Source organism: Mycobacterium neumannii (assembly GCF_002245615.1).
GTDB classification, from domain to species: Bacteria; Actinomycetota; Actinomycetes; order Mycobacteriales; family Mycobacteriaceae; genus Mycobacterium; species Mycobacterium neumannii_A.
Window position 1 is genome coordinate 157,878 of sequence record NZ_NKCO01000003.1, and the last position, 16,080, is coordinate 173,957.

Annotated in this window: 4 protein-coding genes; 2 read left to right on the plus strand and 2 right to left on the minus strand. The window is 62.8% G+C overall.

All coding sequences use genetic code 11. From position 1 onward, the window contains the following. Positions 1 to 26: 26 nt before the first annotated feature. Positions 27 to 1,448, minus strand: coding sequence for a condensation domain-containing protein (locus tag CEX88_RS05410; protein WP_094292831.1), 1,422 nt, complete (start codon positions 1,446 to 1,448; stop codon positions 27 to 29). Between the two features lie 217 nt (positions 1,449 to 1,665). Between CEX88_RS05410 and CEX88_RS05415 the strand changes: the two genes are divergently transcribed. Next, positions 1,666 to 12,777, plus strand: a complete 11,112-nt coding sequence (locus CEX88_RS05415; protein ID WP_094292680.1) for a type I polyketide synthase — start codon at positions 1,666 to 1,668, stop codon at positions 12,775 to 12,777. Positions 12,778 to 12,850: 73 nt separating this feature from the next. On the opposite strand, the gene CEX88_RS05420 is transcribed toward CEX88_RS05415, so the two are convergent. After that, entirely contained in the window at positions 12,851 to 13,930 is a 1,080-nt protein-coding gene (locus CEX88_RS05420) for an NAD(P)H-dependent amine dehydrogenase family protein (RefSeq protein WP_066848039.1), read from the minus strand. Positions 13,931 to 14,167: 237 nt separating this feature from the next. Between CEX88_RS05420 and CEX88_RS05425 the strand changes: the two genes are divergently transcribed. Next, positions 14,168 to 16,003: an acyl-CoA dehydrogenase gene (locus CEX88_RS05425; RefSeq protein WP_094292681.1), complete on the plus strand. Its 1,836-nt coding sequence runs from the start codon at positions 14,168 to 14,170 to the stop codon at positions 16,001 to 16,003. The last annotated feature ends 77 nt before the right edge of the window (positions 16,004 to 16,080 follow it).

Here is a 16,080-nt window from a genome sequence, read left to right on the forward strand (position 1 = left end):
TCTCTCTCACCCCCCGCCGCTCCACGCTATGCGACACCCCCCCAATTCCCGCTGTCAGCGACCATTTCCGACACCGTCTTCATCTTGTTCATATAGCGGGCGACCGATTTCCTTGCGACCAAATTATCGGGGTGCAGGACCGCCATCGCCGTGCCCTCGCCGTAGCGGAAGATGTAGATAGTGAGTTGATACGAGAAACGACCATCCGGATATATTCCGATATTGTTGGCGAGACCCATGTCGGCGGCTGCCAGAACAGCGTTGAGCGGAGCGGCGCCACCATGAAAGAAATTCGAGACCGGAAAATTCGGCTGGGGCCAATTCAGCCCCGGTGCCAATTCCAGAACGCGGTAATAGGGTACCTTCGCCATATTCAGGCTCGAGTCGAAAGCCGCCTGCGCTGACCAAGCGGCGTCAGCGAAGGACGCAGCGCCAATCGGCACGGTGATCGGAATCAGGCCGGTGAACCATCCTTGCGTCATGAAATTGTCCGTCGCGCTTCGCGAATCCCGAGGAGTGAGCCCGTAATAGGTGAGGGCACCGGTCAGCTCGTGTTCGACCTGGGCAAGGCAGGCGAACAAGCCGCCGATGAAGCGCGCGCCGGCGGTTGTGCAAGCTGATTCAAAGCGCTCCGTCTGAGCTGGGTCCATGAGGACTTCCGACATCATGTCACTGCTGCTCGACTTGAGCGGATCACCTAGCGGGAGCGGAAATTCTGGGAAGCCGCCGTTGTTGGCTTCGGCGAAATCGATCCAAGCCCGAACCTCAGGCGAATCCACGGTCAAAGCTGACGTGCGCTCACGCTCGCGGACACAGAAATCGTCGAAACTACCGGCATCCGGAAGTGTGAGCGCAGTTCCACGCTCGTTGAACGACGAATACATGCCATTTGCTTCCAACATGGTCGTGCCGATCAATGTCGCGTCTCCATGGACGTGATCCGCGGCAGCGAAGAAAGTGAAGTAGTCCTCGTTCTGGATGATCCCGAAAGTGAAGCATGCCCATTCCAGTGGGCTCGGTATGCCCACCACATGGGCGTGTATCTCATCAACAGTCAGGAAGCCGTGATTGACGGGCATGAACTCGATGTCGGAAGGATCCGCGAGGGCATGCCGAATGAACTCCCCCTCGTCGGTGGTTGCAAACCAACTGCGGAAGGTGTCGTGTCGGCGCAGATAGGCGTTGACGGCGTGATCCATCGCCGTGATGTCGCACTCACCGACCACGTCGCAGCTCGCGATGATTTGTCGAGAGAAGTTCAGTCCCGCGGCTGTCCGTTCGCAGAAATTGCGGAGATGCTGGCGCTGCATGTAACTGATCGGCACCGCACTGACCGGCGCGTGCCGCGCCTTTTCCCGAGCGGCGTCTGTCGGATGCCATGACGTGACATTTCCCGGCTTCAGCGACCATTCGTCAAGTGCGCCAACCGTGATCTTGCCGATGCGCAAATCGCCGTCCTTCCGCTCGGCTGCGGACCCACGCCAGCCGTGCGGCTCAACATACCTCCGCATCGAACGCGGCCGCTCGACGTTTGTCGAACATCGGAAGACCAACACACCCATATGGCGCGCGGAGATGCCATAGTGTCCCCTGCGGACATGCATTTTTCGGCGTGAGAGATGCCTCAGCGGCCACCTTCTTCGCCGACGCAAGGGAGGACCACGCATGGCATCCGCATCCGCCGCACAGCCGACCGAGCCGGCTCCGCATCTTGCAGTCATCGGATACGCAGCGCGCTTCCCGGGCGCCAGAGACGTCGACGAGTTCTGGGAGGTGCTGCGCGACGGCCGCGACGCGGTGTCGGAGGTGCCGGCGGATCGTTGGGACGTCGATGAATTCTTCGACCAGGATCCGGACGCGCCCGGCAAGATCGTGACCCGTCGTGCCGGTTTTATTGACAATGCAACGGGTTTCGACGCACCGTTCTTCGCCGTCTCCCCACGCGAGGCCAGGTTGATGGACCCGCAACATAGGTTGTTGCTGGAGACGGCCTGGCACGCAGTGGAGCATTCGGGAACTGCGCCAACGGCTTTAGCCGGCACAACAACCGGGGTCTTCGTGGGCATGTCGACTCACGACTACCTCGGAATGGCGTCCGACGAGCTGACCTATCCGGAAATCGAGGCCTACATGGCCATCGGGACGTCGCACGCTGCGGCGGCGGGTCGGATCAGCTACAGGCTGGGAATACAGGGACCTGCGGTCGCGGTCGACACAGCGTGTAGTTCGTCGCTTGTTGCTATCCATCAGGCGTGCCAAGCGCTGCGTTTGGGCGAATGTGATCTCGCCCTTGCCGGCGGAGTGAACCTTCTGCTCACTCCCGCCACCATGATCACCTTCTCCAGCGCACACATGCTCGCGCCCGACGGTCGCTGCAAGACGTTCGACGCGGCCGCCGACGGCTATGTTCGGGGTGAGGGTTGCGGCGTCATCGTCATCAAGCGACTTGAGGACGCGGTTCGGGATGGTGACCGGATTCGAGCCGTGATCCGCGGCAGCGCAATCAACCAAGACGGTGCGTCGGGCGGATTGACCGTACCCAATGGCGTTGCCCAGCAACGCGTTATCACTGATGCGTTGAAGCAAGCTGGCGTCGAACCCGGTGCGGTCGGCTACCTGGAGGCGCACGGTACCGGGACTTCGCTGGGCGACCCGATCGAGACACAGGCGGCAGGTGCGGTGCTCGGCGAGGGACGCGACGTGAACCGCCCGCTGCTGCTTGGGTCGGTAAAGACGAACATCGGCCACTTGGAGGCAGCAGCAGGTATCGCGGGTGTCATCAAGGTCATCCTGGCGCTCGAGAACGAGTTACTGCCGCAGCACCTTCACTTCCAACATCCCTCACCCCACATTCCGTGGGACCGGCTCCCGGTCGAGGTAGTCAAGGACCCCACTGCGTGGAAACGCAACGGCGTGCCACGTATCGCCGGAGTCAGCTCATTCGGATTCGCAGGCACAAATGCTCACGTCATCGTCGAAGAAGCTCCGATGGAGACAACGCGGTCCGTCAAGGGTCCGGTCGTCCATGTAGCGGACCGGCAGTTCGATCTTCTCCCGCTCTCTGCGCGAACACCGTCCGCGTTGGCACAGGTCGCCGCGCGATACCGCGATTGGTTGAGCGCACACCCGGAGGCCGGCCTCGCGGACGTGTGTTACACCGCTGGGGCGGGTCGAGCGCCCCTGACACACCGGGCCGCAATCGTTGCCAACTCAAGAGAATCCGCCATTGAGCTGCTCGGTGCACTCGCAGAGTCCCGGCCAGCGCCAGGTCTGGTGCGCGGAGAATCCTCGGAGGCGCCGAAGACGGCGTGGCTGTTCACCGGCCAGGGCAGCCAATACCCCGGGATGGCGCGCGGGTTGTTCGATACCGAGCCGGTGTTCGCCGAAACGCTACAACGGTGTGCAGCTACTGCGGACCGTATCCTCGAAAAGCCCTTGCTCGAGGTCATTTTCGATCAGGACACTCCCGCCAGCGCAGACACGCTGAGGCAGACCTCCTATGCACAGCCTGCGATATTCGCGGTGGAGATGGGCTTGGCCGCTCTCTGGCAGTCCTGGGGGTTGGAACCAGACGTCGTCGTCGGTCACAGCGTCGGCCAATATGCGGCGGCTTGTTTCGCGGGTGTTTTCAGCCTCGACGACGGCGTCCTGTTGATGGCCGAGCGCGGACGCATATTCGCTAGCTTGCCCTCCGGCGGCCGAATGGCCGCAGTGTTCGCCGACGCCGATCTTGTCGAGACTCAGACCGATGAGTTCCCCAGCTTGTCGGTAGCCGCGTACAACGGCACGAACACCGTATTGTCTGGTCCCGCAGAGGATCTGCAGAAGGCAGTGGCTGGCCTAGTCGCTGACGGTGTCCGATGCGACTGGCTCGAAACCAGCCATGCGTTCCACTCGGCGCTGCTTGAGCCGATCCTGGATGACTTTGAGGCGACAGCGCAGCGGATCCAATTCAACTCACCCCAACGAATCCTCATCGACAACAGAACCGGTGCTGCGCTTGGCAGAAGCGTGAAACTCGATGGCACTTACTGGCGCCGTCACGCGCGTCAACCCGTGGAGTTCGCCAAGAGCGTCCGAACCCTTGCCGACCAGAACTGCAAGGTGCTGCTCGAAATCGGCCCCCGACCCGTACTCGCCGCCGCGGCCCTGGGGGCATGGCCGGATCCGTCCACCACGCCACGGGTGATCGCGTCCCTGCGAGAGAACACTCCCGACCAACGCCAGATCATTGAAGCGGTTGCCGAGGCTTATGTGTTGGGCCACCTGCCCAACTTCAGCGCAATGAGGCATGCCCGAGCACGGAAGGTCGACCTACCCCTCTATCCGTTCGAGCATCGCGAATATTGGTATCGAGACAACCGGGAGCGTCCTCACCAACAGCAGAACCTCGAAGGGCCCCGTACCGACACCGTCCGCCTTCTCGAGGACGGCCGGATCGAAGAACTTGCATCCTTACTCGACGGGCCGGATAACGACCACCGGACCATCGATGTGCTGACCAAGCTCGCGTCGCAGCACAACCGACAACGAGCGAGTCACTCCATCGCTGACGACCGCTACGAGGTGTGTTGGGAGAAAGCCGGTACTTCCACTTCCAGCGCTGCCGCTGCGACGGGCACCTGGATTCTGATCACCGAGACTGCCGATACGGTACGACCTCTGATTGAGGCCTTGACGACGAGCGGTCATCGGCACCGGATCGTCGGATTGCCCGTGTCCGACTCCGACGAGGAACATCTCGCCGACGAATTACGCGTTGCGGCCGCGGACGATTCGATGGTCCGGATCCTGCATGTTCCCACCGTCGGCTCCGAGACCACACCGTCGTTGCAGTCACTCCTGCAGATGCAACACCGATTCTTGAGCGCAACACGACGGCTCTTTCGCGCAGCGAGCGCGAGTGGTGTGCGCATCCCGATATGGATGGTGACCAAGGGTGCCCAGCGAGTCGTGGACGGGGATGTCGTAGCACCGGATCAAAGCTGTCTGTGGGGCTTCGGTCGCGCCGCGGCGCTGGAGCTACCACAGGTCTGGGGCGGTTTAGCAGACTTACCGCAAGGCAAGGAGATCCGAGCCGACGAGTGGTCTCGGTTGCTCCAACGGGTCGAGTCCTCAAGCGAGTCCGCTCTCAGAGATGACCAATTTGCCCTTCGCGACGACGAAGCTTACGTCCCGCGACTGGTACGGCGCGCCGGTCAGCCGAGCGGTACACCGCTGATACTCCGCGATGATGCGACCTACTTGGTGACTGGAGGACTCGGTGCGATAGGACTGGAGATCGCCGACTTCCTCGCGACACAGGGTGCCAGGCAGGTGGTGCTGACCAGTCGCCGCGCTCCCGCCGATTCTGTCCGACAACGCATCGAAGCATTGAGCGAACGCCATGGCTGCGAAATCCATGTCATGACCGCCGACGTCGCCGACGCGGACGCAATCGGGGACCTGTTGAGCACAATGCAAACCGAGTTGCCGCCGCTGGCCGGTATTGTCCACGCAGCGGGGGAGGTGGGAACCACTCCGCTCACCGGGGACTCCGAGTCACAGCAAGCCGAAATGGATCGGGTATTTGCGGGGAAGGCTCTGGGCGCCTGGCATTTAAGTGAAGCAGCTGCCACGCTCCACCTAGACTTCTTTATTAGCACCTCGTCGATCGCGTCGGTATGGGGCGGATACGGTCAAACGGCCTACGGCGCAGCGAACGCCTTTCTCGACGGGTTGGCCTGGCGTATGCGCGAGCGAGGTGTCCCTGGATTCAGCGTCAATTTCGGCCCTTGGGCATCCGGCATGGCGGACGCGGAGTCCCGCGCACGGTTGGATCAACGGGGTGTCAAGACGTTATCCCCTGCCGACGCACTTGCGGGGTTCGCTGATGTGATCACAGCGTCTTCCGTGCAAGCAGTGGTGGCCCGGATCGACTGGAATCGTTTCCTGCCGCTCTACGATCAATCAGGTAGGCGGGCATTTTTGCAGCAGCTGGCCGCAGAGGCGCCTACCGACCAGCCGGCAACGCCTGTGCTGCCATCGGGTAACACAGAGTTGGTCGAGCGGCTGGTCAAAGCCCCGGTGCAGCAACGCAAGAAGCTCTTGACCGATTACTTGCGCAACGCGGTAGCAGATGTGACGCGGGTAGAGACCGGCCAAGTCCGCGAAGACACAGGATTCTTCGACCTCGGCATGGATTCTCTGATGGCCGTCGAATTGCGGCGGCGCCTCGAACAGGGAGTGGGCCGTGAGATTCCTGTCACGCTGGTGATGGATCATCCCCGCCTGTCCGATGTAACCGAGTACCTGCTCGACGACGTACTGGGCCTCGGCGAGCAAGCTGCTCCCACCCCGCAGGCCTCGTCATTGGGGACGCGTACAGACGAGCCCATCGCGGTTATCGCGGTGTCGTGCCGCTTTCCCTGCGCGCCAGACCCAGAAGCTTTTTGGGACTTACTTTCTGACGGTGTCGACGCGATCCGCGAAGTCCCCGAGGATCGCTATGACATCGACGAGTTCTACGACCCCGATCCCGAGACACCGGGCAAGATCTACACGCGATGCGGCGGTTTCCTCGATGGCATCGACGGATTCGACCCCGAATTCTTCGGTATCTCTCCGCGCGAAGCCGTCTGGATCGAGCCACAGCAGCGGCTGACGCTCGAAACGGTTTGGGAGGGTCTCGAACGGGCTGGGTATGCGCCAGCGACATTGCGCGGCAGCCGAACCGGCATCTTCATGGGAGTTGCGGCCAACGAGTACGCACATCTGCTGTCCTCCGAGTCGGTCGACAAAATCGAGCCGTACTTCATCACCGGCAACGCGCTCAATGCGGTATCCGGCCGCGTTGCGTTCGCCCTTGGCCTGGAGGGGCCTGCGGTCGCGGTTGATACCGCATGTAGCTCGGCGTTGGTGGCGGTCCATCAAGCCTGCCAGGCATTGCACACCGGTGATTGCGATATGGCCCTGGCCGGTGGCGTGAACGTTCTGCTGAGCCCGGTGACGGTGATCGCCGCATCGCGCGCCAGGATGCTTTCTCCTGTGGGTCGCTGCAAGACTTTCGACGCATCAGCTGACGGTTATGTGCGCAGTGAAGGCTGCGGCGTTCTGGTGCTCAAGCGGTTGAGCGACGCGCTCCGCGACGGTGACCGTGTCCAGGCGGTGATCTCTGGCAGCGGAGTCAACCAGGATGGCGCTTCCAGTGGCTTGACAGTGCCCAATGGCGGCGCGCAGCAACGGCTTATCGCTTCTGTGCTAGCCCGCGCGGGTGTAACGGGCAACGATGTCGATTATCTCGAGGCGCACGGGACCGGCACGCCGTTGGGCGATCCGATCGAGGTGCAAGCGGCCGCAGCGGTCTACGGCGCCTCACGCGATCAGAACCGACCCTTGCTGATGGGATCGGTCAAAACCAACGTCGGTCACCTCGAATCCGCCTCCGGAGCAGCTGGCTTGATCAAAGTCGTATTGTCTTTGCAGAACGGATTGTTGCCACGGAGCCTGCATTTCGACAACCCCTCGCCGCATATCCCGTGGGATTCGCTGCCGGTGCGAGTCGTCGATGAGGCAATTCCGTGGCAGACCAACGGGAGGCCGCGCCGTGCCGGCGTGAGTTCTTTTGGTTTCACCGGCACCAATGCTCATGTGCTGATTGAGGAAGCACCGCCGCTTGAGGTCGCTGAAGGCGCAGCAGGAGCGCCGACCGAAACGTCCTCGGCGTCCTCAGAAAATGAGCAACCGGTCAACGTATTGCCGCTTTCCGCGCGGTCTCCCGAAGCTCTGATCGCCTTGGCCCGGCGGTACAGGGTCTGGTTCGATAAATATCCGAACGTCGACCTCACTGATGTGTGCCTTACCGCGGGGACGGGCCGTTCCCATTTCGAGCATCGGGCTGCGTTGGTCGTCGATTCGCTCCAGAGCGCCCGTGAGGGCGTGACCGAGTTGGCCGAGGACCGGCAACGCCCAGGTGTCCTGCGTGGCGAGTGCGCCGATCGACCGACGACCGCGTGGTTGTTCACGGGACAGGGAAGTCAGTATCCGGGCATGGCTCGCGAGTTGTACGGTGCCGAACCGGTTTTCGCTGAAACGGTACGACGTTGCGCGGACGCGGTTGACGGTATGCTTCCGCGCCCACTGCTCGATGTCCTCTTTTCTACAAACCGTGACGATGCAGAAGTGTTACAGCACACGTCATTTGCGCAACCTGCACTTTTTGCGGTCGAGATGGGCCTGGCTCGGCTGTGGCAGTCGTGGGGCGTTGAACCCGACGTCGTCCTCGGTCATAGCGTCGGACAGTACGCGGCGGCCTGTGTGGCCGAGGTATTGAGCCTAGAAGACGGGGCACGGCTGATGGCCGAGCGCGGCCGGTTGTTCGGTAGCCTGCCCGAAGGCGGTCGCATGGTAGCGATCTTCACCGACGCGAAGCATGTCGAGGATATCGCCGGTGAGTTCACACGAGTGTCGATCGGCGCTTACAACGGGCCGAACACAGTCCTCTCCGGTCCCGGCGAGGATCTGGAGCAGATAGTCGCGAAATTCAGTGATGAAGGCATCCGTTGCACCTGGCTGGATACCAGCCACGCCTTCCACTCTGAGCTGTTGGAACCGGTGCTCGACGAATTCGAGTCGTACGCAGAGCAATTGCAGTTCGCCGCACCGACGCTCCCCTTGGTATGTAATCGCACCGGTGCTGTGCTCGCCACCCAAACGCCGCTGAATGCACAATACTGGCGGCGACACTCCCGCCAGCCGGTGCAATTCGCCGAAAGTGTGCGCTCCGCAGCCGCGCTCGGATGTTCGGTGTTGATGGAGATCGGTCCGCAACCGGTGCTAACCGGCGCCGCGGTGCAGATCTGGCCGGAGCACATGCCTGCACCGCGGGCAGTGGTCTCACTGCGGAAAGGCGTTGATGACCGCCGTCAGATCGCGGAGGCGGTGGCCGCGGCGTACGTGGGCGGTCACCGCCTCGATTTCGCTGCGCTCAACCGCCAGCGCCGTCCCAAAGTCGAATTGCCAACATATCCGTTCCAACGCCGCCGCTTCTGGCCCAAGACGTCAGGCATCACGGTGGATGGACCCGCGACATCCGGATTACTCGGGAGCGCGAAGGATCTCGCCTCCGGCGACTCCGTTTACACCACAAGGCTGTCCGTCAAGACACAGCCTTGGCTGTCCGACCATGTCATCTACGGAACGGTCGTTGTTCCGGGTGCCACGTACGTGGCCATGGTCTTAGCCGCCGCCGGAGCGCCGGCCCGGGCCAGAGACATCTTCTTCTATGAACCGATTATCCTGCCTGAGAAGGCTTCTCGCGAAGTACAGCTGACGCTGCATCCGCTCGAGGACGGCGGAGATGTGAGCTTCAAACTGCATAGTCGACCGTACGGAGTTCGTGATGCCGAATGGTCGTTGAACGCCGACGGCACCGTCCTGAGCGCCGATTCCGCTGTGAGCGATGAACCGGTAGCGCAGAGCACTGAACCAATCAGTGAAGTGGTGGAGCGGCTGGGGCGCATGCGCACCCAAGAGTTGTTCGAAACCTTCGCTGACGCGGAATTGGTTTGGGGGCCGGTCTGGTCCAGTTCCCTGAAGTCACTGTGGGTCGGTGAGGGCGAGGCGATTGGCGACATTCTCGTCGGCGAAATGCTGGCCGAGCACCTCGGCACCGAGCCGATGCACCCGGTGCTGATGGATCTGTGCACCGGTGTCACCTTCCCGGCATTTCCGTCGCATCTCGCTCTCGAACGAGGCGTCAACGACATGTTCTTACCGTTGCGGTACGGACAAGTGTGGTTGCAGGAGAGGATTCCACGCAGGTTCTACTGCCGGGCGAAGTGGCACGCCAGCGGCGTCGACAATGAGACTCAAGTCTTCGATCTGGACTTCGTCGATCGAGACGGTCGGCTCCTCGGAGGAATTCGCGAGTTCACAGTCAAGCGGGCGCCACGTGAGGCGCTACTTCGGGGCCTAGGTGGGGACGCCACCCGGCTGCTCTATACCCTTGGCTGGCACGAGGTGCCGCTAGCGCCGCTCGATGATTCCGCCGTCCCGGCGAATGGGACGTGGCTGATCGCCGGATTCGATGAACTTGCCAGCACTGTCCCCGGCTGCACTTCATTCGACCGGACCACCGATTCGGCGACGTTGGGGACGTTGTTGGTAGACGCGTACGACCGCGGTGTCGGGTTCTCCGGTGTCGTTTGGCGCGCGTCCGTGCCTCAGACGGAGGAGACGAGCGCTGAAGCTGTCGCGCGGCTCGAAGCCGAGATCGTCAACCTCCTCAGCGCTGTGCACACCGTTCAAGCGAATTCGGGAAGCGGCGGTGTAAAGCTTCCCGGTGGTGTCTGGGTCGTCACCGAGCGGGCCGTGGCCACTGAGTCGGGCGAACCGGTTGATCCCTTACAGGCCGCTTTGTGGGGACTCGGGCGCACCACTATCAATGAGGAACCGGCTCTGCGCTGCAGATTGGTCGATAGCGACGGATCACCGGATGCGGTGCGCATACTCGCCAACCTGTTGACGGCGGCGATCGACGAACCCGAGCTGGCTATCCGGCAGGGAAAGCTTTTGGCCTCGAGATTATTGCCCTGGGCGCGCAGCGGCCATCTCACCGTTCCCCGCTCGGGGGACTACGTCCTCGCGCCGACCGAACGCGGCGCGATCGACAATCTGCGTCTGACTGAAACCGAGTTGTCACCACCGGGCGATGGTTACGTGCAGGTTCAGGTGGAGGCTGCGGGGCTTAATTTCCGAGATGTGCTCAACGTACTCGGCCTGTACCCGGGTGATCCTGGGCCTATCGGCGGGGATTTCGCCGGTATTGTCACGCAGCTGGGGAACGGCGTCACAGGCGTTGAAGTGGGCCAACGCGTCTACGGATTCATGCAGGGCGCATTCTGCAGCCGATTCAATGTCCCGCTCCAGCTGGTGGCGCCATTGCCGAAGGGACTAAGCGCGGTTGCGGCAGCGACCATCCCCGCTGCGGCGCTGACGGTACGGCTCGCGTTTGACTGGGCGCAGTTGAAAGCCGGTGACCGCGTGCTCATTCACGCCGCCAGCGGCGGTGTCGGCCTATACGCGGTTCAAATGGCGCAGCAACACGGAGCCATCGTCTTTGCGACCGCCAGTAAGTACAAGCGTGCGACGCTGCGCAAAATGGGCGTCAAGTTCGTCTACGACTCGCGCACTACGGATTTCGCGGACCAGATTTTGGCGGACACCGATGGTTCAGGCGTCGATGTCGTCCTCAATAGCCTGACCAACGAGGGATTCGTCGAAGCCACCGTGCGGGCCACCGCGCTCAACGGTCGCTTTGCCGAAATCGCCAAGCGCGACATTTGGACACCTGAGCAGATGGCGGCGGCCCGACCCGATATTGCTTACGAGATCGTCGCATTGGACCTCACCGCCTTGCAAAACCCTGACCACGTCAAGCGCTTGTTGACTGAGGTGTCGGATGGGATGGCAAGCCGCGAGTGGACGCCACTGCCCGCTGAGATCTATCCAATTACGGAGGCAAGGGCAGCGTTTCGCCGCATGCAGCAAGCCCGGCACATCGGGAAGATCGTTATGCAGATACCGAACCCGCTGCAGGCAAGGTCCGATAGAAGCTATCTGATCACCGGCGGGCTCGGGGCGATCGGTCTGCACACCACCGCCTATCTGGCGCAATTGGGCGCTGGTGACATCGTGCTGACCAGCCGCCGCGAGCCCGATGCGAACGCGCGGCGCACGGTGGACGAGATCACCGAGCGCTACAAGTGCCGTATCCACATCTTTGCGGCCGATGTCGGCGACGAGTCCGAGGTTGCTCAGCTCTTGCAACGGATCCGCGAGGACTTGCCCCCACTCGCCGGCGTGGTGCATCTTGCCGGCGTGCTCGACGACGCATTGCTTCCTCAACAGAGCCTCGACCGCTTCCGGACAACACTGCGGCCCAAAGCTTTTGGCGCATTACACTTGGACCGGTTCACGCGAGCTGATGATCTCGACTTCTTCATCGTCTCCTCGTCGGTTTCCAGCGTGTTTGGATCACCCGGACAGGCCAACTACGCGGCAGCCAATGCACTGCTCGACGGGCTGGTCGCGTGTCGTCGCGCACAGGGCTTACCCGCCACGTCGGTCAACTTCGGCCCGTGGGCCGAAGGTGGCATGGCATCGTCGGAAGCCGTGCGCAACAACCTCAACGCACAGGGCCTGGTACCGCTGGAACCGTCGGCGGCACTGAGCGCATTGGCCGAAGTTGTCACCAACGGCACCAGCCAGGCGACCGTCGTGAAGGCCAACTGGCAGCGGGCCGCAAAGATATTGGGGGCTGCCCGTCCACCGATCCTGGACCTCGTGCTGCCTCGCGCCGAAGGTGAAACGACCGGTGACAGTGAGTTGCTGCGCCAGTTGCAGGAGATCCCGGTACCTCAACGCGCCGCCTTCGTCACCGAGTTCTTGCAACGCGAGGTGCAGAACTTCCTGCGGTTGGCACAGCCACCCGCGGCGACCAGCCGCTTCCTGGATCTCGGGACGGACTCGCTGATGGCGATCGAACTGCGCAACCGGCTGCACAGCCAGTTCGGCGGCGCGTTCACGATCAATGCGACCGCGGTGTTCGACTATCCGACGATCGGCGGGTTAGCCGAGTACCTCGTTGGCCAACTGCCTGACGCCGAGCAAACGGAAACTTCGGAGACGGAAGCGATTTCGGAGACGGTAACTCTGCAAACCCAGATGATTTCGGAAACAGAAGCTCTGGAACCGCAGATGAATTCTGAGCCGCAAGCGATTCCGGACGCCACCTGATGCCGCCGAGCGCACAGTTGTGTTCGTCCTCTCATCAGAAGAGCGCTGGTCAAAGGAGAGGTACGCCAGAGTGCTATGCCCAGCGCTGCGCCTGCACCTCGGGAGGCAGCGTCGTCTGCAGCGGCGCGTCGAGCCCGTCGTAGATGCCCGGCTTCTGCTCGACGAGCCAGGCAAGCGCGCCGAGCAGCCGATTGGCGGCGGTGGTGTTGCCGCCGTCGGCGCGGGTCCCGCCGGGCACGTCGGCGCGCGTCGTGATGGTCAATCGCGGATCGCCGTCGATGATCACGCGGTGGTCGCCGACGCCCTCGTCGGGATACGGCCAGTCCGGCGCACACGATGAGTGGATGCGGGTGATGTGGTCGATGACGATTCGTTCGCGTCCGCCCGACTTTCCGATCACCTTCAACCAGAACGCGCCCTGGGTGCCCTTCTCGAACCGGCCCATCACCGTATCGACGGGCTCCTCAAGCGGGCGTCGTTCGACCTCCTCGGCGATCTCGTCGATCTCCATTCCGAGGGTGCGGCCCACCAGCCGAATGTTGCCGCCCCACACCATCGTCGGGATCGACGGAAGCAACATCATCGGCGTCTCGTCCATGGACCCCCCGAAACCACACGACACCTTCACCGCGAACGGCTGGTTGTAGGTGGAGTAGTCGAAGATCTCCTGGCAGTGGATGCTGTTGATCCTGGTGCACAGACCGGCGGCAATCACCGCGAGCGCGTCGTTGCCCCAGCCCGGGTCGACGCCGCTGACGAGCAGCGTGGAGTTGCCCTCCTCGGCGGCGCGGGTGAGCCGGTCGACCCATTCAGGTGGCGCCGAACGCGGGTCGTAGAGCGAGTACAGCGACGGCGTCACCACGTGCCTGCCCGTCCGCAGGCAGCGTTCGATGTCAGAGACGGCGTCGTCCGGTCGAATGTCGCCGGAAGCCATGTAGGCGACGGCATCACAGTCGGCGAGCGCCGCGTCGACGTCGGTGGTGGCGGTGACGCCGGTCGACCCGTCGAGTCCGGCGAACGCGGCGCCGTCCTTGCCCGCTTTGTCCGGCGATGACGTGATGACGCCGGCCAGTGTCAAGCCCGGAAAGGCCGCCGCTGAGCGGATGGCCGCCGCCCCCATGTTGCCCGTCCCCCAGACCGCGATACGAAGCATCGCAACACCCTATCCGGACCCGCGTGACGATTCTCACAATGGGCATCAACGCCTGGCCAGACACCTGTCAACTGCGGATTTGGTTCCCCGACCAACTGGGGGGTTAGTTAGGTCCCGGAAATTGTTTCGAGGTGGTTTGAGTTGAAGTTACTGATGGGTATAGTTCGGGCAGTTACTGGTGGGTAACTTAAGCAAAAAGTACCCAACCAACAGTGGCCGTCTCACCGAGGAGGAACCGTGAGCCACTATAAGAGCAACGTTCGTGACCAGGTATTCAACCTTTTCGAGGTCTTCGGCGTTGACAAGGCGCTTGGCGAGGGTGACTACGCCGAACTGGACGTGGACACCGCCCGCGAGATGCTCGGCGAGATCGCCCGGTTGGCTGAGGGCCCGATCGGCGAGTCGTTTGCCGACGCCGACCGCAATCCCCCGGTCTTTGACCCCAACTCGCACACGGTGACCCTTCCGGAGTCATTCAAGAAGTCGGTGCGGGCGCTGGTCGACGGCGGCTGGGACAAGATCGGCGTCCTGGAGGAACTCGGCGGTATGCCGATGCCTCGGGCCCTGCAGTGGGCTTTGGTCGAGCACGTGCTGGGCGCCAACCCGGCGGTCTACATGTATGCGATGGGCGCCGGCTTCGCGCAAATTTTCTACAACCAGGCCACCGACGAGCAGAAGAAGTGGGCCGTGCTGGCCGCGGAGCGTGGCTGGACCTCGACGATGGTCCTCACCGAGCCCGACGCCGGCTCGGACGTCGGCGCCGGCCGCACCAAGGCCGTGCAGCAACCCGACGGCACCTGGCACATCGACGGGGTGAAGCGCTTCATCACCTCCGGTGACGCCGACGATCTCGGCGAGAACATCATGCACCTGGTGCTGGCTCGCCCCGAGGGCGCCGGACCCGGCACGAAGGGCTTGTCATTGTTCTTCGTGCCGAAGTTCCACTTCGACCCCGAGACTGGTGAACCCGGCGAGCGCAACGGTGTGTTCGTCACCAACGTCGAGCACAAGATGGGCCTCAAGGTCTCCGCGACTTGCGAGCTTTCGTTCGGGCAGCACGGGGTTCCCGCTGTGGGCTGGCTCGTCGGCGAAGTGCACAACGGCATCGCGCAAATGTTCGAGGTCATCGAGCAGGCTCGAATGATGGTGGGCACCAAAGCAATCGCCACGCTGTCGACCGGCTACCTCAACGCGCTCGAGTACGCCAAGGAGCGTGTGCAGGGTGCCGACATGACGCAGATGACCGATAAGACGGCTCCGCGCGTGACCATCACGCACCACCCCGACGTGCGTCGTTCGCTGATGACCCAGAAGGCCTACGCCGAGGGTCTGCGCGCGCTGTACCTCTACACGGCGACCTACCAGGACGCCGCGGTCGCCAAGGCCGTGCACGAGGTGGACGCCGAGTTGGCGGCGCGGGTCAACGACCTGCTGCTGCCGATCGTGAAGGGTGTCGGCTCGGAGCAGGCCTACGCCAAGCTGACCGAGAGCCTGCAGACGCTCGGCGGATCGGGCTTCCTGCAGGACTACCCGATCGAGCAGTACATCCGTGACGCCAAGATCGACTCGCTCTACGAGGGCACCACGGCCATCCAGGCGCAGGACTTCTTCTTCCGCAAGATCGTCCGCGACAAGGGTGTGGCGCTGGCTCACGTGGCCGGCCAGATCGAGCAGTTCGTCAAAAACGAGTCGGGCAACGGCCGGCTCAAGGCCGAGCGTGCGCTGCTGGCGACCGCGCTGGAGGACGTCCAGGCGATGGCGGCCTCGCTCACCGGCTATCTGATGGCGGCGCAGGAGAACTCGACCGAGCTGTACAAGGTCGGCCTGGGTTCGGTGCGCTTCCTGATGAGCGTCGGCGACCTGGTCATCGGCTGGCTCCTGCAGCAGCACGCCGCGGTGGCCGTCGACAAGCTCGACGCGGGTGTGTCCGGTGACGACCGCGCCTTCTACGAGGGCAAGGTCGCGGTGGCGTCGTTCTTCGCGAAGAACTTCCTGCCGATGCTCACCAGCACGCGTCAGATCATCGAGAACCTCGACAACGAGGTGATGGAACTCGACGAGGCGGCCTTCTAAGAGAGCCTTCAGTCGCTTCGCTGAAACAAAACGCCCCCGGTCTCTTCCCGGGGGCGTTTTGCATCGGAATCAAGTTC